Origin of the sequence: Lysinibacillus sp. FW12, from assembly GCF_050817245.1 — a bacterium.
GTDB lineage: Bacteria > Bacillota > Bacilli > Bacillales_A > Planococcaceae > Lysinibacillus > Lysinibacillus irui.
This window is the reverse complement of record NZ_CP139094.1, coordinates 3,596,554-3,620,563: the sequence shown is the minus strand read 5'-3', so window position 1 is coordinate 3,620,563 and position 24,010 is coordinate 3,596,554. Positions and strand designations below refer to the sequence as shown.

The window sequence follows — 24,010 nt, the reverse complement described above, 5'->3', positions numbered from 1 at the left end:
TCTTGATGAAAACGGCTCAATTAATCGAACATATTCCTCATATACCTACGTTTAAAAAGTTTGGTAGAGTAACTAGAGTTGTCGGCTTGATGATTGAGTCGCAAGGTCCAGATAGTTCCATTGGTGATGTTTGTAAAATTCATGTGGATACAATAAATAACGGTCACCAGATTATTTTAGCAGAGGTTGTGGGTTTTAAAGATGAAATTGTGATCTTAATGCCTTTCACCTCTTTACGTGAAATATCGATAGGCTGCCTTGTTGAAGGGACGGGAGCTCCATTAGAGGTAAAGGTGGGACCTGAATTAATTGGTAAAGTATTGGATTCTATGGGGAATCCAATCGATGGTACCTTATTACCGAAGGGGCTAATGACAGTTCCGACTGAGCAAGATCCACCAAATCCACTGACACGTCCACCAATCAATGAAAGACTCGAAGTAGGGGTTAAAGCTATTGACGGCATGTTAACAGTTGGGAATGGTCAACGTGTTGGGATATTCGCTGGTTCTGGTGTTGGGAAAAGTACGTTACTTGGTATGATTGCGAGAAATACCCAAGCTGATTTAAATGTCATTGCACTAATTGGAGAGCGTGGTCGAGAGGTCCGTGAATTTATAGAACGTGATTTAGGGTCTGAAGGTTTAAGTCGCTCTATTGTTGTAGCAGCCACTTCAGATCAACCAGCACTCATGCGAATTAAAGGGGCATTTACTGCTACAGCGATTGCCGAATATTTTAGAAATCGTGGCTTAAATGTCATGCTTATGATGGACTCCGTTACTCGTGTTGCTATGGCACAACGAGAAATAGGACTAGCCACGGGGGAACCCCCTGCACAAAAAGGTTACACGCCTTCTGTATTTGCGATATTACCAAAATTATTAGAACGTACAGGTACGAATGAAAAAGGTTCAATTACAGCATTCTATACAGTTTTAGTAGATGGTGATGATATGAATGAACCAATTGCGGATACGGTCCGAGGGATATTAGATGGACATATTGTATTGGATCGAAACCTTGCCAATAAAGGTCAATATCCAGCGATAAATGTCTTAAAAAGCGTGAGCCGTCTAATGAATCATGTTGCAGAGCCAGAACATAAAAAAGCTGCTGAGCGATTAAGAGAGCTCTATTATACATATGACAAATCAGAGGATTTGATCAATATTGGTGCTTACAAAAGAGGAACATCTAAAGAAATTGATGAAGCAATTTATTATGAACCTCTCATTACAACTTATCTTAAACAAGGTTACTTAGACAAAGTAACATTAGAAGAGAGTGTAAACGAATTAATAACATTATCGAACGGTGGTGGAAAATAGATGGTCAGTTATGTGTATCGTTTTGAAAAAGTATTAACTATTCGTGAGCAAGAAAAAAACGAAACCGAAATGGCTTATAAGGAAGCTGTCCGTTCTTTTGAAGAAATAGCAACAAAATTATATGAATTACTGAAAAAGAAAGAGGATTTAATTGCGTTTCAGCAGGAGCGGTTAACGATCGGCTCATCTATTGATGAAATTCATCACTATAGTCGTTTTATTGATAGTCTTGAGAAAACAATTGCAGATGTGCAACAGAAAGTGATACAAGCTCGAGCAAAGATGAATTGGCACGAAGAAAAATTATTAGAAAAAAACTTGGAAGTACGTAAATTTGAAAAAATGAGAGAAAAGGATTTTAAGCTATTCCGACAAGAGCAAGATCGTATAGAGAGCCTTTTTTTAGACGAAATTTCATTACAAACGTATAACAAGAGAGAAATCAGGTGATTTCATGGCGAAAAAAGACAATCGATTAACAGCAGATTTAATAGAAGAGCAACCAAAGAAAAAAAGGGGGCTTTTTAAAGTTTTTTACTTGGATTGTACTGCCAATTATGTTTGTAGTAGCAGTTTTACTTGTTGTGGCAACGTTAATGAATACGAATGTATTTGATTTAGGAAAAAAAGCGATAGGTAGTTTACCTTTTATGCCAACAGAAGAGCAACAAGCAAAAGATGCTGTCGTTAATAACGACTCTAAAATAGTCAATTTACAGGCAGAGATACAAGAAAAAGAAGCAGAAATTACACAGCTACAAAAGAAGCTAGATACAACAACAACCGAAAAAGAGAAGCTAATGACAGAAAAAGAACAGCTTCAGTTTGAAATAGAAAAATTGAATCGAGAGCAAGATGAAGTAAAGCGTGATTTCAACGATATTTTATCGACGTTTGATAAGATGTCTCCTAAAGCAGCGGCACCTGTGTTGATCAATATGAGTGATACAGAAGCACTACGAATTTTAACGAATTTAAAGCCTGATAAATTAGCAGCTATATTAGAGAAAATGGATGCTAAAGATGCAGCAAAATATACTGAACTGATGGCTAAACAATAGGATTCGTGAAAGGGGGTGAAAGAACAATGGATGTAGCAATGATGCAAATGATGACTAAAGCAGCGCCTACTAAAACAACAAAACCAACAACAGTTAGTAGTACGGAAGGCAAGATCAATGGAACATCGTCTAAAGATAATATATCAAAATTCGGGACGGTTTTTGGCCAAATGATGTCGTCTTCAACGCAAACAAACCAATCCTCGCAGACAACTGTAACAAATGAGCTAGATGATTTACAATCTATTTTAAATGCTGAGTCAATGGAGGAAGTACTAGATTTACTAGGGATCCCCCATGATGATGGTTTATTAATGCTTCAGCTTGGTGAAGACGGAAAAGCAGTGGCGATGGATGAAATGCTTAATTTAGACAATATATTAAACGCCTTAGGTATTGATGAAGAGCAACTGCAAAAAGTAGTTCAACAGCTGCTAGGAGAGGAAAAGGAAGCTAGTGATGTTTGGGAGCTATTATCATTAGTGGATGCACAAGCCCCGATCCTACAAGCACAAATAGGTGCTGCATTACAGGGGGAAGGTCAAGTAACACCGAAAGAGGCAACACAGCTTCTTCAAGTGCTGAAGCTAGCCCAATTGGTAGGACAGAAAACGGACTTAACGTCAAACCAAGAAAACTTGTTATCTTCGGTTAAAGATATTTTAACGTCATTGCAAACGCAAGTAGGAACACAAGTATCACCAAAAACAACAATAACTTTCCCACTACAAGGTTTTCAGCAAGTCCAAGTAACGAAGCAGAGTGAGACAAGTACGAATGATATGGTGACACCACAAACCGTTCAAACAAAACCAGATACATTCCAGGTAACATTACCAACTGCCAAACCTGCTCAGTCAGAAGCTTTATTAAAAGAAATGCAAGCCATAATTAATAGAGCACAAATTTCTAATGCACAAGGGATCACTCGTTTAACGATTAAACTGTATCCGGAAAACCTAGGGACCGTTCGTATTGAACTTGTCCAAAATGATGGTGTACTGACAGCTCGTCTACTAGCTTCTACAGCTCATGGACGTGAGTTACTTGACAGTCAAGCACACCAGTTAAAGCAAGCGTTTGTTCAGCAAAACATTCAAGTGGATCGTCTGGATATCGCACAATCACTGCAGGATGCAGATCGTCAACAACGGGATCAAAGCTTCTTCAATAATTTCTTTAAGCAGCAGCAAGATGATGAGCAAGAACAAAACAATAATGATGACGATGAAGGATTATCCTTTAGTGACTATTTAATCAATGAGGAGGTGTAACAATGGCAGATGCAACTACGACGAAAGCGACCAATCAGGCTATAACAGACGACCTTTATTACTCTAATTATAGAAAACCTACGAAGCAAACAGGTAATAGTGAACTTGGCAAGGATGCCTTTCTACAATTGTTAATAACACAATTACAGCATCAGGATCCTACGAATCCGATGGATGACCGAGAATTTATTTCTCAGATGGCACAGTTTTCTTCTTTAGAGCAAATGCAAAACATGACAAAGGCCATGGAATCTTTACTAGCATCACAGCAACAAACACAAATGATGAGTTATTCGACATTTGTTGGCAAAGAAGTTAAATGGCATGAAATTACAGAAGAGAAAGATGAAAAAGGGAATCCTGTTGTTAATGAAGGAACAGGTGTTATCGAGTCCCTTAAATTTGTTGATGGAAGTGTTGTATTCGTTTTAGCTGATGGGAAAGAAATAACTCCGGGCAATATTTCAGGAATCTTAGGTGGCTCTGGAACAAATACCACTGGTGATAACACAGCTACAGAATCTCCACTCGTGCAGGCAAGTAAATTGATTGGTAAAAATGTGACGTATAAAGATGGAGAACAAGAATTACAAGGGCGAATCGTTTCTGTTTCAAATAAAGATGGCGTCATTTATTACGTTTTAGATAATGATAAAAAACTAACAGATAAAGATTTTACTGTAATTAGCGAATAAAGGTGGAGAAAAGTGATGGATAAGTTTTCAATTCATCGTGTACCCTTGCATCCATCTATTCGCACAACACAGCCTACATCACTCAATACACAGCATTCTTCGTTTAAAGCGCATTTACAAGAAGCGGCAAAGCAAGAGCTAAAGGTGAGCAAGCATGCGCATGAACGAATGATGGAGCGCAAAATCGATATCTCTGAACAAGAATGGCAGGTTGTATCGGATAAGGTATTTGAAGCACGCTCAAAAGGTGTCAAACAACCATTAGTTTTGATGGATCAAGCAGCTTTAATTATCAGTGCTAAAAACGCGACTGTCATTACAGCAATGGATCGCACGGAAGCAAAGCAACAGCTATTTACAAATATTGATGGCACGATTGTACTATAAAGGCCGGACCTTCTTACGTAAGGAAGCCTTAGTGATGCTGATTGATAGAGGCTCACACATAAAAAATGAAGGGAGAACGACAACTTATGTTACGTTCTATGTATTCAGGTATTTCAGGTCTTAAAAACTTCCAAACAAAGCTAGATGTTATTGGTAATAACATCGCGAATGTTAATACTGTGGGCTTTAAAAAAGGCCGAGTTCTTTTTAAAGATTTAATGTCTCAGACACAAGCTGGTGCATCTGCAGCAACTGCTACTCGAGGTGGGGTTAACCCGCAACAAGTTGGTTTGGGCGCTCAATTAGCAGCTATTGATACAATACATGGCGGCGGCTCATTACAAAGTACCGGACGTGGACTTGACTTAGGGATTGAAGGAGATGGCTTCTTTATGGTAGCCGATGCAAATGGAGCTCCAGACCCAGATAGTGGTTTTATTGATGATGAAGGATTTAATAATACTTTATTTACCCGCAATGGTGTCTTCTATATGGATAGTAATGGCTATATAGTAAATGCAGATGGGAAATATTTAGTGGGTGTAACTGCTGGAGAAGATATCGTTATGGAAACTGATGATGATGGTATTAATCCAGATGATGCACCAGTTGCTTCTGGAGATGAAGGTGCAAACTTATTTGATGATGAAGGTGTACTAACACCTGATGATGGAACTGTGGGACCAATACGTATCCCAACGACTGCTAAAGAGATTAGCATCGGGGCTAATGGTACGATTGAATATGTAGACCTAAACGGTGATCGTAAATGGGCAGGCCAGCTAGTTATGGCTAAATTCCCAAATGCTGGAGGTCTTTCTAAGGTTGGTGGGAACTATTATCAACAAACTGCTAACTCTGGTGCTGCTTATGCACAAGTAGCCACTGTTGCAGGGATGGGTAAAGTAGTGCCAGGGACAGTAGAAATGTCCAATGTTGACCTTTCAGAAGAATTTACAGAGATGATTGTAGCGCAACGTGGTTTCCAAGCAAATACTCGTATTATTACTACTTCGGATGAAGTGTTACAAGAGCTAGTAAACTTAAAACGATAATCTTATAGTGTAGTCCTTTCAAAGTGGACTTTTAATAAAACATATTTTCATATGAGGGAGGGTCGGGCCGGCTCTCATGCTAGACCCGGCCCTATTTCAATGATAGAGCTAACACGTCTTAGTGGCAAAGCATTTACATTAAACGCTTTATACATAGAAACAGTCGAATCTTTCCCAGATACGACTATTACTTTAACAACTGGAACAAAAGTAATTGTTTTAGAGAGTGAAGATGAGGTGCGACAAAAGGTAACTGCCTTTTATAACAATATACAAATTTTATCCAACCCGCATCTACGAGGTGAAAAAGATGAAGAATAATAAAATGTTAACAATGATTATTATTTTGCTAGTGGCAGTCATACTGATTGGGGTTATTTTGTTTGTATTGCTTACACAATTTAATAAACCAACAGGAGCTGTTGAGCCATCCATTGACGAGATTGTAGAGTCCACAGTGGAGGTACCAGAAATCACAACAAATCTTGCTGATAAAAGAGTTGTGCGCTTGTCATTAAAAATTCAAACAACAAGTAAAGATGCTGCTGCAGAATTAACAAAGCGTGTTTTCCAAGTGCAAAACATTGCCATTCAAGAGCTTTCTGAAATGGAGCAAAAGGATTTAGAAGGTAAGCAAGGCAAACAAATTTTCCAAAAATCATTAAAAACAAGGTTAAATGAATTGATGCAAGAGGGAGAAGTTCAGGAAGTATATTTTACCTCCTTCATCACTCAATAAAACAGAAACTGCTTGAAATGGAGGTGGGCAAATGGCAGGAGATGTGTTATCTCAATCCGAGATAGATGCGCTGCTTTCCGCTATATCAACTGGCGAAATGTCAGCAGATGACATAAAAAAAGAGGATGAGGTTCGCAAAGTTAAAGTATATGACTTTAAACGTGCACTTAGATTCTCAAAAGATCAAATCCGAAGTTTGACCCGAATACATGAAAATTTTGCACGATTATTGACAACCTTCTTCTCTGCACAACTTAGAAGCTATGTGCAGATTACGGTTGCATCAGTAGACCAAATACCATTTGAAGAGTTTGTTCGTTCGATTCCGAATATGACACTCATTAATGTGTTTGAAGTGCCACCATTAGATGGTAATATATTGATGGAAATAAATCCGAACATTGCCTATTCCATGTTAGATCGTTTAATGGGCGGTAGTGGGGCGAGTCATAGTAATGTAGATAATCTAACTGAAATTGAAACTAAAATTATGACAAACCTTTTTGAACGTTCATTCGATAATTTACGCGAGGCATGGGAAAATGTAGCGGAAATCGATCCGATTTTAGTGGAGCTTGAAGTAAATCCACAATTTTTACAAATGATTTCACCAAATGAAACAGTTGTTGTTATTTCGTTAAATACAATCATTGGTGAGACAAGCGGCATGATTAATATTTGTATTCCTCATGTTGTATTAGAGCCTATTGTTCCAAATCTTTCTGTTCGCTATTGGATGCAAACCAATACAAAAGAAATGTCTCCAGAACAAACAAAAATGCTGGAAACGCGTGTGAAACAAGCTCAATTACCACTTTCAGTTGAATTAGGTTTAACAGACATCACAATCGAAGATTTCCTTACAATGCAAGTTGGCGATGTTATTCAGTTAGATCAAAAAATTGAAGACCCATTACTATTGAAAGTAGGAACATTGCCGAAGTTTACTGTTCAACCAGGTAAGCAAGGTAAAAAATTAGCAATCCAGATTATCGACCCTTTGAAAGGAGGAGACGAAGATGAGTGATGAAATGCTCTCCCAAGAAGAAATTGAAGCGTTATTAAGGGGCGAGACGTTGGAAGATAAAAACAGCGACACTGCAGCTTCTTCAAATGATGAAACAAATGAAATTAGAGTAGAGGATTACCTAGATTCGTTTGCACAAGATGCATTAGGTGAGGTAGGTAATATTTCTTTTGGAAGCTCTGCTACAGCTCTTTCTGCGTTATTAGGTCAAAAAGTTGATATTACTACACCAAGTATTTCAATGATCAATCGCAATAAATTAGAAGAGGAATTTCCTCATCCTTATGTGGCTGTTCAAGTGGAATACACGATTGGTTTAACGGGTATGAATTTACTTGTTATTAAACAATCGGATGCAGCCATTATTGCTGATTTAATGTTAGGTGGCGATGGATTAAATCCAAAGCCAGACTTAGGTGAAATTCAGTTAAGTGCTGTTCAAGAGGCAATGAACCAAATGATGGGTTCAGCGGCAACATCAATGTCAACAGTATTCAACAAAAAAGTGGATATCTCTCCACCGACAATAGATTTAATGAATATTTCACAAGACGAAGGTCGAGAGAATATACCAGAAGATGATTTACTCGTTAAAGTTTCATTTAGACTGCGAATTGGTAATTTAATTGATTCAAATTTAATGCAGCTCTTACCGCTTAAATTTAGTCAAAACATCGTAAAATCTCTATTAGGTGAAACAGAGTCAATTGAAGAACCAGTGGCTGCTACTATTGCTCCTGAAGCACCTCCAGTTGCACCAACGCCTGTTCAACAATCGGCGCCTGCAACACCGCCACCTGCCCAACCAATTTATGAGCAGCCGGCAGCACCAATGCAGCAACCTATATATCAGGAGCAACCACAGTTTACGCAACCATCAAGGCCTGCCCAACCTGTGAATGTGCAACAAGCACAGTTTGCTAGCTTCGATACAAATGTAATCTCTCAATCTGAAGCTAGAAATTTAAATATGCTACTTGATATTCCATTGCAAGTTACTGTAGAGTTAGGACGTACGAAGCGTTCTGTAAAAGAGATTTTAGAACTATCAAGTGGTTCGATTATTGAACTAGATAAATTAGCCGGGGAACCGGTTGATATTTTAGTGAATAGTCGTTTAATCGCTAAGGGTGAAGTTGTTGTTATTGATGAGAACTTTGGTGTTCGTATTACAGATGTTTTAAGTCAAGCAGAACGTTTAAATAATTTAAGATAGTTTCAATTGGAGGAGTTAACCATGTCTAAAAGAATTTTGATTGTAGACGATGCTGCATTTATGCGCATGATGATCAAGGATATTTTATCAAAAAATGGATTTGAAGTTGTTGGAGAGGCAGCAGATGGTTTACAGGCTGTTGAAAAGTACAATGAATTAAAACCAGATTTAGTAACAATGGATATTACAATGCCAGAGATGGATGGTATTGCTGCTCTTAAAGCAATTAAGGGTTCTGATCCAAGTGCAACTGTAATTATGTGCTCAGCAATGGGACAACAAGCAATGGTAATCGATGCAATTCAAGCTGGTGCAAAGGACTTTATCGTTAAGCCTTTCCAAGCAGATCGAGTAATTGAAGCGATTCAAAAAGCACTAGGATGATTGCATGAAAATGTTAAAATCATTTCGTTTAACGATGATTTTCGCATTTCTTGTAACCTTCCTGTTTTTATACCCGACACCAGCTTCTGTCTATGCAGACGCTGATACGAATAGTGTCACGGATTGCATTCAAAACCCAGAAGCTTGTAATGGAGATACTACTGATCCAGCTGCTAAACAAGAGACAAATGTATCAGCAGCTGGAGATATATCTGCATGGGAATACATAAAAATGGTTTTGGCGCTTATTTTTGTTGTAGCTTTATTTTATGGTTTGATGAAGTTTTTAAACAAGCGAAATTTAAACTTCCAACGTAATCAAATGGTACAAAATTTAGGCGGTTTATCGTTAGGTGCTCAAAAATCGGTTCAGCTTTTACAAGTAGGTAAGACATTGTATCTAGTTGGTGTTGGAGAAGACGTTCAACTGTTACGTGAAATTACTGATCCAGAAGAAGTTGAAGCATTGTTAGCACTATATAACGAAAGGCAAGAACTTGCAGCAACATCACCGTATATTGCAGAAGTATTATCTAAATTTAAGAAAAAAGATCAAGTAAGCGTGCGCAATGAACAAAAGCAAGACTCATTTGGCACATTATTTGAAAAAAAGATATCCGAAATAAAACAGGAGCGTAGTGACGAGATAGAGAGATGGAAGCAAAAGGAGAAGGATGATAAATGAATGATTTAATCAATGTTTTTTCCAATAGCGATCCTACCAACGTCTCTACATCTGTTAAGCTCTTACTTTTACTAACTGTTTTATCACTTGCACCGAGTATATTAATTTTGATGACATCCTTTGCTCGTATTGTCATTGTCCTATCCTTTGTGCGTACGGCATTAGCTACACAGCAAATGCCACCCAATCAAGTGATTATCGGTCTGGCACTATTTTTAACGTTCTTTATTATGGCACCAACTTTTCAGGAGGTTAATAAAGAGGCATTACAGCCGTTATTTGCTGAAGAAATCGGACTGGAAGAAGCATATGATCGTGCAAGTGTGCCATTTAAAGAGTTTATGAGTAAGCATACAAGGCAAAAAGATCTTGATTTGTTTTTATCGTATAATCAAGCAGAAAAACCAGCATCAGTCGAAGAAATACCTCTGACAATGCTCGTTCCTGCATTTGCTTTGAGTGAAATAAAAACAGCATTTCAAATTGGATTTATGATTTTTATACCATTCCTCGTAATCGATATGATTGTTGCAAGTACATTAATGTCGATGGGGATGATGATGTTACCACCAGTAATGATTTCTTTGCCATTTAAGATTTTATTATTTGTTCTCGTCGATGGCTGGTATCTCGTTATGAAATCGTTACTACAAAGTTTTTAGGGGATGATACAGTATGACAGGTGAATTGGTTATTTCCATTGCAGAGCGTGCCATTATGATTATCCTTCTAACAAGCGGTCCGCTACTTTTAGTTGCCTTAGTTACTGGATTAGCGGTCAGTGTTTTTCAAGCAACAACTTCCATTCAAGAGCAAACATTAGCATTCGTACCAAAAATCATTGCTGTCTTTGTGGCCATTGTGTTTTTTGGCCCATGGATGTTATCTCAAGTAATTAGCTATGCGAGAGACATTTTTGAGAATTTAACGCGTTATATAGGGTGAGTCCATGAATGAATTAATTCCGCATTTAACGGTTTTCTTATTAGTACTTGTGCGAGTTTCAGCATTTTTTGTTACAGTACCATTTTTTTCGTATAGGACCATCCCGCCACAAGTCAAAATTACTCTCGCATTAGTATTAGCTTGGATGATGTATTATACACTGGATGTTGAGCCATTTGCTTTTAATGATGAATACATATTATTAGTGATGAAAGAGGCACTTGTTGGACTGTTATTTGGTCTTATTGGCTATATCATCATGTCCGCAATACAAATTGCCGGAAGCTTTATAGATTTTCAAATGGGATTTGCCATCGCCAATATCATTGACCCACAAACGGGTGCACAAAGCCCATTAATTGGTCAGTTTTTTAATATGCTAGCACTTCTTTTATTGCTAGCTATTGATGGGCATCATATGATTTTAAACGGCATTTACTATAGCTATCAATTTTTACCGATGGATCAATTTCCTAGTTTTACGAATGAAAACTTTCCGCAGTTCATCATCACAACTTTCACAGCCGTTTTCGCGATAGCATTCCAAATGGCTGCTCCTGTGGTGGCAACCTTATTTTTAGTCGATTTAGCTTTGGGTATTACTGCGAAAACAGTGCCCCAATTAAATATATTTGTTGTAGGTTTCCCTATTAAAATTGGTGTTAGTTTTTTAGTGTTGTTTACAATGATGGCTGTAATGATTCAAGTTATTCAAAAGCTCATTACAATTATGATCTATGGTATGCGTGATTTAATGGCCATTTTAGGTGGTGGATAATATGAAACTACTACTGAATTTAGATATACAGTTTTTTTCAGGGGAAAAAACAGAAAAGGCGACACCTAAAAAACGTCAGGATGCTCGAAAAAAAGGACAGGTCGTAAAGAGTCAGGATATTACTAGTGCCATTGTCATGCTTATGGTATTTATCTTTTTATTTTTTTTCGCAGGAACTTTACGGGACGAGCTACTAGCTTTTTTTAGGCAAACTTTTATTCATAACATACGCATCGAAACATTGACTATTGACAGTGTGATGCACTTATTTACAGAAACATTGATACAAATGGCTTTTATAGTTGTACCGATTATGGCAATTGCAGTGGTTGGAGCACTGGCAGGTAACTTTCTGCAGTTTGGCTTTCTCTTTACATTAGAGCCAATGAAATTTGATTTGAAAAAGATGGACCCTATTAAAGGGTTAAAAAAGATATTTTCTGTTAAAGCCATTGTTGAGTTACTGAAGTCTGTCTTAAAGATAGGCTTTATCGGAAGTGTGACAACGATCATTATTTGGACAAACTTACCGGAAGTTTTAGCACTATCTTTTAAAAGCCCGTGGATGACGCTCATAACAGTAGGGAAGCTTGTTGGCATTATGGGTATAGCGGCTTCTTTAGTTTTACTTTGTGTATCCCTCTTAGACTGGATTTATCAAAAATATGAATATGAAAAAAATCTTAAAATGTCTAAGCAAGATATTAAAGATGAATATAAAAATAGTGAGGGTGACCCTCTGATTAAATCAAAAATCAAACAACGACAACGTGAAATGGCCATGCGGCGTATGATGTCAGAGGTGCCAAGTGCAGATGTTGTCATCACTAACCCTACTCACTATGCGATTGCCCTCAAATATGATGAGGATAGCATGGATGCCCCACGTATAATTGCTAAGGGGACAGACTTTATCGCTCAAAAAATTAAACTGATTGCCAAAGAACATGACGTCATTATGGTTGAAAATAGACCATTAGCACGTGCTATGTATGATCAAGTTGAAATTGGTGATCAAGTACCAGAGGAATTTTTTAAAGCAGTAGCAGAAATACTTGCTTATGTTTACCGCATTAAGCGAAAAATTTAAAGCTTTTTAGTAGGAGGGACACAAATGAAAGTTCGCGATATTGGGGTTTTAGGTGCGGTTATTTTAATCGTTGCGATGCTCATCATCCCTCTTCCTCCGTGGATGTTAAGTTTCTTAATTGTCATTAATATTACATTAGGATTAATTGTACTGCTAACAGCAATGAGCATGAAGGAAGCATTAGATTTTTCAATTTTTCCTTCAGTAATATTACTGTTAACTTTGTTCCGGTTAGGATTAAGTGTATCCACAACTCGTGCCATTCTAGCGAATGGTGATGCAGGATCTGTCGTTGAAACATTCGGTGATTTCGTAGTTGGAGGAAATATTCTTGTTGGTTTAGTTGTCTTTTTAATTCTAGTGTTAATTCAGTTTATTGTTATTACAAAAGGTGCAGAGCGGGTAGCTGAAGTTGCAGCACGTTTCACACTTGATGCAATGCCTGGTAAACAAATGAGTATTGATGCTGACTTAAATGCAGGGATTATTTCCGAAAAGGAAGCACGTGAACGTCGTGAAAAAGTATCAGGAGAAGCCGACTTCTATGGAGCGATGGACGGTGCTACAAAATTCGTAAAAGGGGATGCCATTGCCTCGATGGTAATGGTTATTATCAACCTATTATTCGGTATCATCATTGGGGTTGTCCAAATGGGGCTTCCATTTGCGGAAGCAGCAACTCATTTTTCTAAGCTAACTGTTGGTGATGGTATTGTCTCCCAAATTCCGGCCTTGCTTATTTCAACAGCCACAGGGATAGTTGTAACACGTGCATCTTCTAAAGGGAGTCTTGGCCAGGACATTACAGGACAATTATTTGCCCAAGCTAAGCTTCTTTATGTAGCTGGTGGTACAATTGTATTACTTGGTTTATTTACGCCAATTCCGGATTGGATCACACTTCCAATCGGAATAGCTCTAATAGCAGGAGCTTATATGATGGGGCGTAAGAAGCCAGAGGACGAAGAGGAATTACTTGAAATTGAGGAAGAAGTGGCAACAGATGGCATGAAGAGCCCTGAAAATGTTGTGAATTTATTAAATGTGGACCCTATCGAATTTGAATTTGGTTATGGATTAATTCCTTTAGTAGATGCTGCACAAGGTGGAGATTTATTAGATCGTGTCATCATGATTCGTCGACAGCTAGCATTAGAATTAGGAATTGTCATTCCAGTTGTTCGTATTCGTGATAATATTCAACTTCAACCAAATGAATATCGAATCAAAATAAAAGGGAACGAAATGGCACGTGGTGAGCTTTTATTAGATCATTACTTAGCGATGAGTCCAGGCGATGATGATTCTATTGAAGGTATTGATACGGTTGAGCCATCATTTGGACTACCAGCTAAATGGATTACAGAGCAAGTAAAAGAAGATGCAGAAATGTATGGTTATACTGTTGTGGATCCACCAAGTGTGGTGTCAACACACTTAACAGAAATCATACGAGCAAATGCTCATGAGTTACTAGGACGTCAAGAGACAAAGCAGCTAATCGATCATTTGCGCGAAACGCATCCAATTTTAGTAGAGGAATTGACGCCAACTCCTTTATCTACTGGAGAAATTCAAAAGGTACTTGGCAAGCTACTTCGGGAAAATGTGTCTGTCCGTAACTTACCAATTATTTTTGAAACACTTGCTGACTATGCAAAGTTAACGAGTGATACAGATATTTTAACAGAGTATGTTCGTCAAGCATTGGCTCGCCAAATTACGGCGCAGTATGTTGGAGATAGCTCAGCATTAAAGGTTATTACGGTGTCAGGTAAGGTAGAAAAAATGATTGCTGATAGTATTCAGCAAACGGATCATGGGAATTATTTAGCAATGGATCCTCAAGATTCTCAAACAGTTTTAGAGACTATTGCAGCAGAGGTAGAGCGTGTTTCCTTTATGGAGCAATCCGCTATTATTTTATGCTCTCCAGCTGTTCGTATGTACTTACGTCAACTCACGGAGCGTTATTTCCCACAAATTCCGGTTTTATCCTATAATGAGCTGGATGCTTCGGTCGAAATTCAAAGTGTTGGAGTGGTGAATGTTCAATGAAAATGAAAAAGTATTATGCATCATCCATACCAGAAGCGATGAAGCAGGTGCGGGCAGAATTAGGTGAGGACGCAGTCATTTTGAATTCAAAAGTAGTCATTAAAAAGAAATTTTTCGGTATGATTAAACAGAAAAGTTTTGAAGTGGTTGCAGGAGTGGATGCAATGGAGCCAAATCAAGTAGCTCCAGCACCCTCACCTGCTGTATTACCTGTAGCTCCGAAAAACAATGCAAGGCTACAAGAGATTACTGATGCTATTCAAGCAAAAATTCATCAAGATCAAATACCGCAGGATGCAGCTGTACTAGAAGACACTAGCATGTCTGAAGAATTGAGGAAGGAAATTGCTGATTTAAAATCTTTAATGCAATCCATGCATAAAAAGACTACCCAAGCTCAATATCCCGATGAACTCTTACCCTTCATTGAATACTTAAGACAGCAAGAGCTAAGTGAAGAGCTCATCACAACGATAGGTGATGAGCTTTTTATGCATTTTAAAGAAGCGTCAGAAATAAATTTCTCACAATGTAAAATGATTACGAAAAATTTACTACGTAAAAAGTTAGAAGTTCTTCAAGTAGGGGGATTATCCTACGAAAGAAAATATATCAATGTTTTAGGACCAACAGGTGTTGGAAAGACAACAACCATTGCCAAAATGGCAGCTAGAGCTGTGTTAGAAAAAAAGAAAAAGGTTGGCTTTATCACGACTGACACATATCGAATTGCTGCAATAGAGCAGCTAAAAACATATGCTGGGCTTTTACAGGCACCTGTCGAAATAGCCTATAATGCCACAGATTTTGAGCAAGCCGTGCAAAAGTTATCTCATTTAGATTTAGTTTTTATTGATACAGCTGGCCGAAATTATAAAGAAGTTAAATATGTGGAAGATCTCCAGCGTCTCATAAAATTTGATGATCAAGCAGAATCTTACTTAGTCCTTGCCATGACAACGAAAGAAAAGGATATGGAAAACATTGTTGACCAATTTAAACAAGTACCGATTGAAAAATTTATTTTCACTAAGATTGATGAAACAAATTCTATTGGCACTATGATCAATTTAATGATTAAATATAATAAAGGACTTGCTTACTATACGAATGGTCAAGAAGTACCAGAAGATATTGAGGAAGCTGATTTAGAAGCAGTGCTTAATTTGTTTTTTCAAGGTGAAGAAAAAATGAGAGACCAAGCTGAAGCATTACGCTTGAAAATGATGAAACAGCAAGGCGAACTAGGTAGAGCAATTGCAATTGTTAGTGGGAAAGGTGGGGTAGGTAAAAGTAACTTCACAATGAATTTTGCTATGACTTTAGTCCAAAAAGGTAAAAAAGTTGCCGTTGTTGATATGGATATTGGGATGGGGAATATCCATATTCTAATTGGAAGAAATGTTTCTAATAGTTTAAAAGATTACCTAGAAGGAAATAAGCAACTTGATGAGGTCATATTTGAAGGACCCTATGGTTTAAAATATATTTCAGGTGGATCAGGTATGACAAGCGTACTTGAATGGTCACATAGTATGTTTGAGCGACTTATTCTTGCATTTGAACAGCTTCAAAAAAACTATGATTATATTTTATTTGATATGGGGGCTGGTGCGACAAATTGGTCGCTAGACTTACTAACATCCATTGATGAAATTATTGTTATTTCAACTGCGGAACCTACCTCTATAACAGATGCATATTCCATGATGAAATATATACATGTTCGAGATCCAGAAAAGCAGTTTTATACTCTCTGTAACCGTGCTTTTAGCAAAGAAGAAGGAATAGAAACGAATGAACGATTAAAGGTAACGATGAAACGTTTTTTAGACAAAGATATAGAAACTCTTGGTTCTTTACCTGAGGATCCAATTGTGCGTAAGGCCGTGCGTGAGCAAGTACCATTCTCTCTTGCTTACCCAGACGCACTCATTTCAAAGACATTACAGCTCATTGTTGTACGATTTATAGAGCATCGTGTGGAGGAAATACATGCACATGATCAAGCAGCAAAAAAATTTATAACAAAACTCAGAAGTATTTTCTCGAAAGGGCGTGATTAATTGGACTTTTTACATAAAAGCAAGCTATTAGTTGTGGATGATTCTGCTTTTATGAGAAAGCTAATTAGTGACTTTTTTGTTGGCAACTCGAAGGTAGAAGTTGTTGGAACAGCACGGAATGGAAAAGATGCGATCAAAAAGATACAATCGTTGAAGCCTACAGTTGTGACAATGGATATTGAAATGCCCGAATTGAATGGGCTCGATGCTTTAAAAGAAATTATGAAACAATGTCCAGTTCCCGTAGTAATGCTCTCGAGTACCACACAGCGTGGGACAGAAAATGCGATAGCAGCAATTGAGAGTGGTGCAGTAGATTTTGTCGCAAAGCCAAGCGGAACTATTTCTCTTGATTTACATAAAATCCAAAATGAGCTTGTTCGTAAAGTGGAGCAAGCTGCTATGGTGCCAATTTCCAAATTGAAAAAACCTTCTGGTAGTAAAAGACAACAAGAACCAGTGACAAATGCGAGTACCGTAATAAATGAATCACAACAGGTTGGACGAGCACATACTCCTGCAAATGCTACTGCTACTAAGGTAGCGGTAACAAGGCCACAGGTAGAATGGAGTAAAGTTGGGAAAAAAATTGTGCTAATTGGTACGTCCACCGGAGGACCTCGTGCACTTCAGGAGGTTGTAACTAAAATCCCTAAATCCATCCAAGCACCTATATTAATTGTTCAGCATATGCCTGCTGGATTTACTAAATCACTTGCTACTCGTCTCGATCAGCTGAGTGAAATTACTGTAAAGGAAGCTGAACAGGGAGATATTTTGCAAAATGGAGTGGCCTATATTGCACCAGGTGGTTATCATATAAAACTCAGAAAAGTAGGGACGACTTTTGGTATTGTTCTAGATAACCAAGAACCACCAAGATCAGGCCATCGACCTTCTGTTGATGTGATGTTTGAAGATGTTAGTCTGTTTAACGATTTTGATAAAGTAGCAGTGATTATGACAGGTATGGGTCATGACGGTTCTAACGGATTAAAGGTATTAAAAAGTACTGGTAACGTTATTGCAATTGCAGAGTCATCAGAAACATGCATTGTATATGGTATGCCAAAAGCAGCGGTTGAAACGCAACTTGTAGATGAAGTTGCAGATGTAGATGATATTGCACAAACAATAATGAAATATTTGCCTTAAAAGGGGTGTCCTCTTATGGAAGTCAATCAATATTTAGAGATGTTTATTGAAGAAAGTAAAGAGCATTTACAAGCGTGTAGTGAACATTTATTAGAATTAGAAAAAAATCCAGAAGACTTAGCAATTGTTGGGGAAATCTTCCGTTCAGCCCATACGTTAAAAGGTATGTCTGCCACAATGGGATTTGAAGATTTAGCTGATTTAACCCATAAAATGGAAAATGTTTTAGATGCTATTCGAAATGAAAAGATTCATGTAACACCTGAAATTTTAGACGTTGTCTTTGAATCTGTTGATCATTTAGAAGAAATGGTGATGGATATTGCGAACGGCGGTGATGGAAAACGTGATGTTTCATCAACGGTTGCGCAGCTTAAACGGATTGAATTAGGTGAGGAAGCAGTAGCTGAGGTGGTAGCAACAGCCGTAGCACCAGCTGTAGAAAGTGTTTTAGAATATGATAGTTTTGAACAAACAGTTATTACACAATCATCAGAACAAGGCTTTAATGCTTATGAAATTTCAGTTACGTTACGTGAGGATTGCCTTCTAAAGGCTGCACGTGTATTTATGGTATTTGAGATTTTAGAAAAAGATGGGGATGTCATTAAATCAAGTCCATCGGTTGAAAAACTTGAAGATGAACAGTTTGATCAACAATTTTATGTTGCATTTGTCACAAAAGAATCAGCAGAAGATATGCAAAAAAAGCTGATGAAAGTTTCAGAGGTTGAGGAAGTTGTTGTGACAACTATTGACCAAAAGAAATTTAGTGAAAAAGAATATGAAGCTCAACAAGAAATAGCTGCAACGGCCACTGCGGTAGTTGAGATGGAGGCTACACCTGCTAAAGCCGAACCAGTTGCAAAGCCAGCTAAATCAGCAGCACCTAACAAGGCTGATAAAACACATGCCCCAGTTGGGAATAAAACAATTCGTGTAAATATTGAACGACTTGATATTTTAATGAACTTATTTGAGGAGCTAGTTATTGATCGTGGTCGCCTTCAATCTATCGCTACAGAAGTGAATCATGGAGAACTCAATGAAACAGTTGAGCGAATGAGTCGTGTAATGGGTGATTTACAAACAATCATTTTAACGATGCGCATGGTTCCAGTCGAAACTGTTTTCAACCGTTTCCCAAAAATGATTCGTCAACTATCGCGTGACTTAAATAAGAAAATTAACCTTGAAATTATTGGTGCTGAAACTGAATTAGATCGTACGGTTATCGATGAAATTGGTGATCCGCTAGTCCATTTAATCCGTAATTCCGTAGACCATGGAATTGAGAATCCCACGGCTCGTCGTGCAAAAGGCAAGCCAGAGGAAGGAACGGTGGTATTACGTGCATACCATAGTGGTAACTACGTCTTTATCGAGATTGAAGATGATGGTGCAGGCATCAATCGTGAAAAAGTACTAGCGAAAGCTATTTCAAAAGGCATTGTGACACAAGAACAATCTTATTCAATGTCTGATCAACAAATCAATGAGCTTATTTTAGCTTCAGGCTTCTCGACTGCAGATGTTATTTCAGATGTGTCTGGTCGTGGGGTAGGATTAGATGTTGTGAAAACAACGATTGAATCATTAGGTGGCAATATTTCAATTGAATCTACACAAGACGTTGGATCTATCTTTTCAATTCAATTACCACTGACATTATCTATTATTTCAGTAATGCTTGTGGAAATTGAAAAGGAAATTTATGCAATTCCGCTGTCGTCTATTATTGAAACATCTATTATCCGTTCATCAGAGATTATGAATGCACATAATCAAAAAGTAATCGACTTCCGTGGCAAGGTTGTTCCTTTGGTATTTTTAGAGGAAATCTTTGAAGTTCCACGTAAAGCACCGCAAGAGGAAGAATTCCATTCAGTAGTAATTGTCCGCAAAGGTGAAAAACTTGCTGGTTTAGTAGTGGATTCTTTCATTGGCCAACAAGAAATTGTCTTGAAGTCATTAGGAAATTACTTAACAAATATCTTTGCGATTTCCGGTGCAACTATTTTAGGTAATGGTAAGGTAGCCTTGATTGTAGATTGCAACGCACTAATTAAGTAAGGTGAATGAATAAGAGAGGTGTAAAGTATGACAAACGCAGTGGAACAAGAAAGTATAAAAGTTATTGTTTTTCAACTAGCTGATAAAGAATATGCAATTCCTGTATCCCATGTCCAAGGAATAGAAAAATTAATGCATATCACACGTGTGCCGAAAACAGCGAAATATGTCAAAGGTGTAATCAATCTACGTGGGGTTGTAACGCCGATAGTGGATTTACGAGAACGTTTTGAATTACCGATTTCTGATCATGAGGAAACAACACGCATTATTATTATTTCATTAGAGGATATGGAAGTAGGCTTTGTCGTAGACTCAGCTAACGATGTGATTGATATTCCTGCAAGTGCTATTGAACCACAACCAGAGGTTGTTGGATCACTTGAAGAGGAATTTATTTCAGGAGTAGCTAAAGTAGAAAAACGATTATTAATTTTATTGCATTTAGAAAAAGTATTAAATCCACTAAAGTAGGGATCGATAATGACATTTAATCAAAAGATTACATCACTACATTTAGATGTATTAAAGGAAATTGGAAACATTGGTGCTGCGCATGCCGCGACAGCACTTTCCAATTTACTTGGGAAAAAAATTGATATGCGGGTACCAAAGGTAGAAATGGTGTCCTTTAACGATATGATGGAGTTGGCTGGCGGATCAGAAAACGTCGTTGTTGGTATTTATCTTCGCATTGAAGGTGATGCAGAGGGCAGTATGTTCTTTATTTTACCTATCGAACAAGCTAACCGCTTTATTCGTCGTCTTATTTTCGATGACTCATTTGACTTTAAAAAACGCCCTGTTTCAGATTTAGGTTTATCTGCTATGCAAGAGATGGGGAATATTTTATCTGGCTCCTATTTATCTGCTCTATCGGACTTTACTAATTTAAAAATTTACCCGACTGTGCCCGGTCTAAGCGTTGATATGTTTGGAGCTATTATAAGCATTGGTTTAATTGAATTATCACATGTGAGTGATAATGTTATTGTTATAAATACATCCATTTTTGAAGAAGGTGTGGAAGACCACGAAACAGTGAGAGGTCATTTCTTCCTACTACCTGATCCTGACTCTTTCGATGCAATTTTTAAATCATTAGGGGTTTCATGATGATGTTAAGCAGTAGTAGTGGACAAGTGATTAAAGTGGGAATTGCACAAATGGATGTAGTAAAACTTCCTAACACAATTCGAACTTCTGGTCTTGGTTCTTGTGTTGGCGTTATTTTATATGATGAGTCAAAAAAAATTGCTGGTTTAATCCATGTGATGTTACCAGATTCAAATTTAGGCAGAGCAGAGTCAATCAATGTAGCAAAATTTGCTGATACGGGTATTGCTGCAATGATTGATTTATTGAAGTTAGAAGGCGTTCAAAAATTTAAACTAAAGGCAAAAATTGCAGGGGGCGCGCAAATGTTTCAATTTACGTCTGATAAAGATACAATGCGCATTGGTCCCCGTAATGTAGAAGCTGTCAAACAGGAATTAAAGAAGCACAGCATTCCTTTAGTGGCCGAGGATACTGGTGGAAATAGTGGTAGAACGATTGAATTTAATCCTGCAACGTCAATATTACATATTCGAACAGTTAACCAAGGAGTGAGCGAAATCTAATGTTTGGTTCTATATTTTATAATCTCTGGGGAGCTTTAATTGCCTTTTCTCTTTATTTTTTTAGCACTTTTCTAAAACCGTATACTCCTCTGCGAATTATTATCGGCTCATTTATTGTAGCAATAATTGTATTTTTATTGATGTATATAGTGCGTTTTTTAATTGCTTACATCATGTTTACCCCAGAGGTAAATGAGGAAGTAGATGAAAGTGATTTAGGGGAAAATGGACTTGATTCAGCGAAAGAAGCAGAAACTCCAGCAGCTAATTCAACGGTAGAATTTCAAGATGAGAATTCTGAAGAAATTGCACAAGTAGTACGAACAATGATGAATCGAGAAGAACAACAAGTGAATGCATAAAAGAGAGTCGCGAATAGCGGCTTTTTTTTATTGGTCTAAGGCTTTATTATATGAAAAACTTAAGTAAAACTAATTTTTTTTATATTATTCATATATGCAGTCTTCGTGTTAGCATATTGTACAAAGGAAACAGCTTTTAATCATAAAACTTCAAATTATAAAAAGATTTGACGTTTATCATAGAATGAGTCCTTGTAATCACTTCTTAAAAAGGGCAATGAAAAGGACAAGGATGCCATTGTTTGTACCGTAAAAAGACGGAATGTTCTGACTAGAAATTTTTCAGGGCATCTTTTTTGATCATCATTTGGAATGAAGAGGCAGTGGAATAGTGAATTTCGCATTTCTAGGAGGGAAAGATATGAAACGGCAAGACTTTATGAAACAAGTGCTTGACTTAGCGCGGGAAAATGAAAGTACGAAACATGGTGCTCCTTTTGGCGCCATTGTAGTAAAAGATGGCCAAGTGATAGGGTCTGGCGTGAATGAAGTGACAGTTACCAATGATCTAACGAATCATGCAGAGATTCAAGCAATAAGACAAGCTTGTCATACATTGAAAACGACTAGTTTAGAAGGTTGCGAAATGTATGCGAGTACTGAACCGTGTCCTATGTGTTTAAGTGCCGTCTATTTTTCTAAAATCTCAACTGTTTATTTTTATAATGCTAGTAACCCTAGTCAAGATTATGTCTACAATCAACTATCTTTACCCCCAAAAGAGAGAGCCATTCAAATGGTTCAACTAGTTAATCTTCAATAAATTTTAGGAGGTTCAATGAATGACACCAACAGCATATTGGTTAATAAATGTACGATTAGAAACGGCTTATCATTACGATAAGGGGACTGTTACAGGAACCAAAACAGCTCTTTTTAATGTTCTCATTGAAAATGGGGAAATAAAGCAGATAATTAGTGGAGATCAGCCGTTAGAAACGGATTTACCTAAACGAGATGCACGAAGTTATTTAATGCTTCCTGCTTTTAGAGATATGCATATTCATATTGATAAAACATATTTTGGCGGGCCGTGGAAGGCTCCTTCGATACCAACTGAAGGTCTTATCACAAGGTTAAAAGAAGAAGAGGTACTACTTCCAAGCTTATTGCCTGTTGCAGAGGAACGAGCGAAAAAGTTATTAGATTTACTTTTACACGCTGGTTCAACACATATTCGGACGCATTGTAATATCGATCCGTTTATTGGTTTGAAAAATCTAGAAGCTGTGTTACGAGCAAAAGAGGCCTTTCGAAATAAGGTAGCTTTAGAGATTGTGGCTTTCCCACAGCATGGGTTATTGCGTAGTGACTCCGTTTCTTTAGTAAGAGAAGCATTACGTAGTGGAGCGTCACTAGTAGGTGGCGTAGATCCAGCGACAATCGATGAAAACATTGAGAAATCATTACAAACGGTAATGGAGCTAGCAGTGGAAGCAAATGCAAATGTTGATTTACATATCCATGATCCAGGTCATTTAGGCATCTTTACCTTTAAACGATTAGCAGCCTTAACCGAGGAAGCAGGGTGGCAGGGAAGGGTGACAATTAGTCATGCGATGGCTCTTGCGGATGTTTCTAGGGAAGAGGCAACTGAAGTAGCAGCGTTGCTAGCGTACCATAGTATTGATATTACCTCATCAGTTCCAATAGGTCAGACAATTCCTATTCCATTATTAGATCAAAAAGGAGTACAAATCTCTTTAGGAGATGATAGTATTACGGATCACTGGTCGCCATTCGGTATGGGTGACAGCTTAGAAAAAGCAGGAACACTAGCTGAACGCTTTGGTTTAAGTGATGAACATTCACTTGCTCAAAGTCTAAAGTATATTACTGGAGGCGTGACACCTTTAAACAGTGAGGGACAACTTGTTTGGCCGAATATTGGAGATGAAGCGGATGTTGTTTTTGTTGAAGCAACTTGTTCAGCAGAAGCAATAGCAAGAAGAGCAAGACGAGTGGCAGTACTCTTTAAAGGAAATGTCGTTTCAGGAGAACTTTAAT

Annotated in this window: 27 protein-coding genes and 1 pseudogene; all 28 read left to right on the top strand. The window is 37.7% G+C overall.

What is annotated here, in order from left to right; all coding sequences use genetic code 11:
* Nucleotides 1-5 precede the first annotated feature (5 nt).
* A complete protein-coding gene (fliI, locus tag SJW71_RS18765) occupies nucleotides 6-1,331 on the top strand; it encodes a flagellar protein export ATPase FliI (RefSeq protein WP_274795962.1) in 1,326 nt (441 codons plus the stop codon).
* Nucleotides 1,332-1,781, top strand: coding sequence for a flagellar export protein FliJ (gene fliJ / locus SJW71_RS18760; protein ID WP_274795963.1), 450 nt, complete (start codon nucleotides 1,332-1,334; stop codon nucleotides 1,779-1,781).
* A gap of 107 nt (nucleotides 1,782-1,888) precedes the next feature.
* On the top strand, nucleotides 1,889-2,392 hold the full coding sequence (locus SJW71_RS18755) for a MotE family protein (protein WP_431811337.1): 504 nt from the start codon (nucleotides 1,889-1,891) through the stop codon (nucleotides 2,390-2,392).
* 26 nt (nucleotides 2,393-2,418) lie between these two features.
* The gene (locus SJW71_RS18750) at nucleotides 2,419-3,666 is read left to right on the top strand and encodes a flagellar hook-length control protein FliK (RefSeq protein WP_431811336.1); all 1,248 of its coding nucleotides are present in this window, start codon (nucleotides 2,419-2,421) and stop codon (nucleotides 3,664-3,666) included.
* Between the two features lie 2 nt (nucleotides 3,667-3,668).
* Nucleotides 3,669-4,361 (top strand): flagellar hook assembly protein FlgD, encoded by a 693-nt coding sequence (gene flgD, locus SJW71_RS18745; protein WP_274795966.1) that lies wholly within the window; start codon nucleotides 3,669-3,671, stop codon nucleotides 4,359-4,361.
* A 15-nt stretch (nucleotides 4,362-4,376) separates the two neighbouring features.
* Nucleotides 4,377-4,748, top strand: coding sequence for a TIGR02530 family flagellar biosynthesis protein (locus SJW71_RS18740; RefSeq protein WP_322605967.1), 372 nt, complete (start codon nucleotides 4,377-4,379; stop codon nucleotides 4,746-4,748).
* Nucleotides 4,749-4,834: 86 nt separating this feature from the next.
* On the top strand, nucleotides 4,835-5,803 hold the full coding sequence (locus SJW71_RS18735; protein WP_274795968.1) for a flagellar hook-basal body complex protein: 969 nt from the start codon (nucleotides 4,835-4,837) through the stop codon (nucleotides 5,801-5,803).
* A gap of 99 nt (nucleotides 5,804-5,902) precedes the next feature.
* The gene (locus SJW71_RS18730; protein ID WP_274795969.1) at nucleotides 5,903-6,124 is read left to right on the top strand and encodes a flagellar FlbD family protein; all 222 of its coding nucleotides are present in this window, start codon (nucleotides 5,903-5,905) and stop codon (nucleotides 6,122-6,124) included.
* Complete coding sequence (fliL, locus tag SJW71_RS18725; protein WP_274795971.1) at nucleotides 6,114-6,542, top strand: flagellar basal body-associated protein FliL; 429 nt, start codon at nucleotides 6,114-6,116, stop codon at nucleotides 6,540-6,542. The genes SJW71_RS18730 and fliL overlap by 11 nt, the downstream gene beginning before the upstream one ends.
* Before the next feature lie 31 nt (nucleotides 6,543-6,573).
* Nucleotides 6,574-7,569 carry a flagellar motor switch protein FliM gene (gene fliM, locus SJW71_RS18720; protein WP_274795973.1) on the top strand — a complete coding sequence of 332 codons (996 nt, stop codon included), beginning with the start codon at nucleotides 6,574-6,576 and terminating at the stop codon, nucleotides 7,567-7,569.
* On the top strand, nucleotides 7,562-8,785 hold the full coding sequence (gene fliY, locus SJW71_RS18715) for a flagellar motor switch phosphatase FliY (RefSeq protein WP_312505180.1): 1,224 nt from the start codon (nucleotides 7,562-7,564) through the stop codon (nucleotides 8,783-8,785). The genes fliM and fliY overlap by 8 nt, the downstream gene beginning before the upstream one ends.
* A gap of 21 nt (nucleotides 8,786-8,806) precedes the next feature.
* Entirely contained in the window at nucleotides 8,807-9,169 is a 363-nt protein-coding gene (locus tag SJW71_RS18710) for a response regulator (protein WP_008180756.1), read from the top strand.
* Between the two features lie 4 nt (nucleotides 9,170-9,173).
* On the top strand, nucleotides 9,174-9,854 hold the full coding sequence (locus SJW71_RS18705; RefSeq protein WP_274795975.1) for a flagellar biosynthetic protein FliO: 681 nt from the start codon (nucleotides 9,174-9,176) through the stop codon (nucleotides 9,852-9,854).
* Complete coding sequence (fliP, locus tag SJW71_RS18700; protein ID WP_155590241.1) at nucleotides 9,851-10,516, top strand: flagellar type III secretion system pore protein FliP; 666 nt, start codon at nucleotides 9,851-9,853, stop codon at nucleotides 10,514-10,516. The genes SJW71_RS18705 and fliP overlap by 4 nt, the downstream gene beginning before the upstream one ends.
* A gap of 13 nt (nucleotides 10,517-10,529) precedes the next feature.
* A complete protein-coding gene (fliQ, locus tag SJW71_RS18695) occupies nucleotides 10,530-10,799 on the top strand; it encodes a flagellar biosynthesis protein FliQ (protein ID WP_274795976.1) in 270 nt (89 codons plus the stop codon).
* 4 nt (nucleotides 10,800-10,803) lie between these two features.
* Nucleotides 10,804-11,577: a flagellar biosynthetic protein FliR gene (gene fliR, locus SJW71_RS18690; protein ID WP_322605965.1), complete on the top strand. Its 774-nt coding sequence runs from the start codon at nucleotides 10,804-10,806 to the stop codon at nucleotides 11,575-11,577.
* Nucleotide 11,578: 1 nt separating this feature from the next.
* Nucleotides 11,579-12,667: a flagellar biosynthesis protein FlhB gene (flhB, locus tag SJW71_RS18685; protein WP_274795978.1), complete on the top strand. Its 1,089-nt coding sequence runs from the start codon at nucleotides 11,579-11,581 to the stop codon at nucleotides 12,665-12,667.
* A gap of 24 nt (nucleotides 12,668-12,691) precedes the next feature.
* Entirely contained in the window at nucleotides 12,692-14,725 is a 2,034-nt protein-coding gene (gene flhA, locus SJW71_RS18680) for a flagellar biosynthesis protein FlhA (RefSeq protein ID WP_274795979.1), read from the top strand.
* Nucleotides 14,722-15,915 (top strand): annotated as a pseudogene (gene flhF, locus SJW71_RS18675) (flagellar biosynthesis protein FlhF); the annotation flags it as partial. The gene flhA and the pseudogene flhF, both read left to right, overlap by 4 nt.
* Nucleotides 15,916-16,791, top strand: coding sequence for a MinD/ParA family protein (locus SJW71_RS18670; protein ID WP_431812224.1), 876 nt, complete (start codon nucleotides 15,916-15,918; stop codon nucleotides 16,789-16,791).
* Nucleotides 16,792-17,946 (top strand): protein-glutamate methylesterase/protein-glutamine glutaminase, encoded by a 1,155-nt coding sequence (locus SJW71_RS18665; protein WP_431811335.1) that lies wholly within the window; start codon nucleotides 16,792-16,794, stop codon nucleotides 17,944-17,946.
* A 15-nt stretch (nucleotides 17,947-17,961) separates the two neighbouring features.
* Entirely contained in the window at nucleotides 17,962-20,019 is a 2,058-nt protein-coding gene (locus SJW71_RS18660) for a chemotaxis protein CheA (RefSeq protein WP_313470074.1), read from the top strand.
* Nucleotides 20,020-20,046: 27 nt separating this feature from the next.
* Nucleotides 20,047-20,493 (top strand): chemotaxis protein CheW, encoded by a 447-nt coding sequence (locus SJW71_RS18655; RefSeq protein WP_274795984.1) that lies wholly within the window; start codon nucleotides 20,047-20,049, stop codon nucleotides 20,491-20,493.
* A gap of 9 nt (nucleotides 20,494-20,502) precedes the next feature.
* Nucleotides 20,503-21,135, top strand: a complete 633-nt coding sequence (locus SJW71_RS18650) for a chemotaxis protein CheC (protein ID WP_274795985.1) — start codon at nucleotides 20,503-20,505, stop codon at nucleotides 21,133-21,135.
* A complete protein-coding gene (locus SJW71_RS18645) occupies nucleotides 21,135-21,641 on the top strand; it encodes a chemotaxis protein CheD (RefSeq protein ID WP_396631730.1) in 507 nt (168 codons plus the stop codon). The genes SJW71_RS18650 and SJW71_RS18645 overlap by 1 nt, the downstream gene beginning before the upstream one ends.
* On the top strand, nucleotides 21,641-22,003 hold the full coding sequence (locus SJW71_RS18640; RefSeq protein ID WP_274795986.1) for a hypothetical protein: 363 nt from the start codon (nucleotides 21,641-21,643) through the stop codon (nucleotides 22,001-22,003). The genes SJW71_RS18645 and SJW71_RS18640 overlap by 1 nt, the downstream gene beginning before the upstream one ends.
* Before the next feature lie 361 nt (nucleotides 22,004-22,364).
* Nucleotides 22,365-22,766, top strand: a complete 402-nt coding sequence (locus SJW71_RS18635; RefSeq protein WP_274795987.1) for a nucleoside deaminase — start codon at nucleotides 22,365-22,367, stop codon at nucleotides 22,764-22,766.
* A gap of 19 nt (nucleotides 22,767-22,785) precedes the next feature.
* A complete protein-coding gene (locus SJW71_RS18630; protein WP_274795988.1) occupies nucleotides 22,786-24,009 on the top strand; it encodes an amidohydrolase in 1,224 nt (407 codons plus the stop codon).
* The last annotated feature ends 1 nt before the right edge of the window (nucleotide 24,010 follow it).

Excerpts from the sequence above, each read along its gene's own strand:
- SJW71_RS18740 (WP_322605967.1), top strand. The coding sequence starts at position 4,377 with ATGGATAAGTTTTCAATTCATCGTGTACCCTTGCATCCATCTATTCGC.
- SJW71_RS18750 (WP_431811336.1), top strand. The coding sequence starts at position 2,419 with ATGGATGTAGCAATGATGCAAATGATGACTAAAGCAGCGCCTACTAAA.
- SJW71_RS18645 (WP_396631730.1), top strand. The coding sequence starts at position 21,135 with ATGATGTTAAGCAGTAGTAGTGGACAAGTGATTAAAGTGGGAATTGCA.
- fliL (WP_274795971.1), top strand. The coding sequence starts at position 6,114 with ATGAAGAATAATAAAATGTTAACAATGATTATTATTTTGCTAGTGGCA.
- flhB (WP_274795978.1), top strand. The coding sequence starts at position 11,579 with ATGAAACTACTACTGAATTTAGATATACAGTTTTTTTCAGGGGAAAAA.
- fliJ (WP_274795963.1), top strand. The coding sequence starts at position 1,332 with ATGGTCAGTTATGTGTATCGTTTTGAAAAAGTATTAACTATTCGTGAG.
- SJW71_RS18670 (WP_431812224.1), top strand. The coding sequence starts at position 15,916 with ATGAGAGACCAAGCTGAAGCATTACGCTTGAAAATGATGAAACAGCAA.
- fliR (WP_322605965.1), top strand. The coding sequence starts at position 10,804 with ATGAATGAATTAATTCCGCATTTAACGGTTTTCTTATTAGTACTTGTG.
- fliP (WP_155590241.1), top strand. The coding sequence starts at position 9,851 with ATGAATGATTTAATCAATGTTTTTTCCAATAGCGATCCTACCAACGTC.
- SJW71_RS18635 (WP_274795987.1), top strand. The coding sequence starts at position 22,365 with ATGAAACGGCAAGACTTTATGAAACAAGTGCTTGACTTAGCGCGGGAA.
- SJW71_RS18710 (WP_008180756.1), top strand. The coding sequence starts at position 8,807 with ATGTCTAAAAGAATTTTGATTGTAGACGATGCTGCATTTATGCGCATG.
- SJW71_RS18660 (WP_313470074.1), top strand. The coding sequence starts at position 17,962 with ATGGAAGTCAATCAATATTTAGAGATGTTTATTGAAGAAAGTAAAGAG.
- SJW71_RS18735 (WP_274795968.1), top strand. The coding sequence starts at position 4,835 with ATGTTACGTTCTATGTATTCAGGTATTTCAGGTCTTAAAAACTTCCAA.
- SJW71_RS18640 (WP_274795986.1), top strand. The coding sequence starts at position 21,641 with ATGTTTGGTTCTATATTTTATAATCTCTGGGGAGCTTTAATTGCCTTT.
- flgD (WP_274795966.1), top strand. The coding sequence starts at position 3,669 with ATGGCAGATGCAACTACGACGAAAGCGACCAATCAGGCTATAACAGAC.
- SJW71_RS18705 (WP_274795975.1), top strand. The coding sequence starts at position 9,174 with ATGAAAATGTTAAAATCATTTCGTTTAACGATGATTTTCGCATTTCTT.
- SJW71_RS18650 (WP_274795985.1), top strand. The coding sequence starts at position 20,503 with ATGACATTTAATCAAAAGATTACATCACTACATTTAGATGTATTAAAG.
- fliY (WP_312505180.1), top strand. The coding sequence starts at position 7,562 with ATGAGTGATGAAATGCTCTCCCAAGAAGAAATTGAAGCGTTATTAAGG.
- flhA (WP_274795979.1), top strand. The coding sequence starts at position 12,692 with ATGAAAGTTCGCGATATTGGGGTTTTAGGTGCGGTTATTTTAATCGTT.
- fliM (WP_274795973.1), top strand. The coding sequence starts at position 6,574 with ATGGCAGGAGATGTGTTATCTCAATCCGAGATAGATGCGCTGCTTTCC.
- fliQ (WP_274795976.1), top strand. The coding sequence starts at position 10,530 with ATGACAGGTGAATTGGTTATTTCCATTGCAGAGCGTGCCATTATGATT.
- SJW71_RS18730 (WP_274795969.1), top strand. The coding sequence starts at position 5,903 with ATGATAGAGCTAACACGTCTTAGTGGCAAAGCATTTACATTAAACGCT.
- SJW71_RS18655 (WP_274795984.1), top strand. The coding sequence starts at position 20,047 with ATGACAAACGCAGTGGAACAAGAAAGTATAAAAGTTATTGTTTTTCAA.
- SJW71_RS18630 (WP_274795988.1), top strand. The coding sequence starts at position 22,786 with ATGACACCAACAGCATATTGGTTAATAAATGTACGATTAGAAACGGCT.
- SJW71_RS18755 (WP_431811337.1), top strand. The coding sequence starts at position 1,889 with ATGTTTGTAGTAGCAGTTTTACTTGTTGTGGCAACGTTAATGAATACG.
- fliI (WP_274795962.1), top strand. The coding sequence starts at position 6 with ATGAAAACGGCTCAATTAATCGAACATATTCCTCATATACCTACGTTT.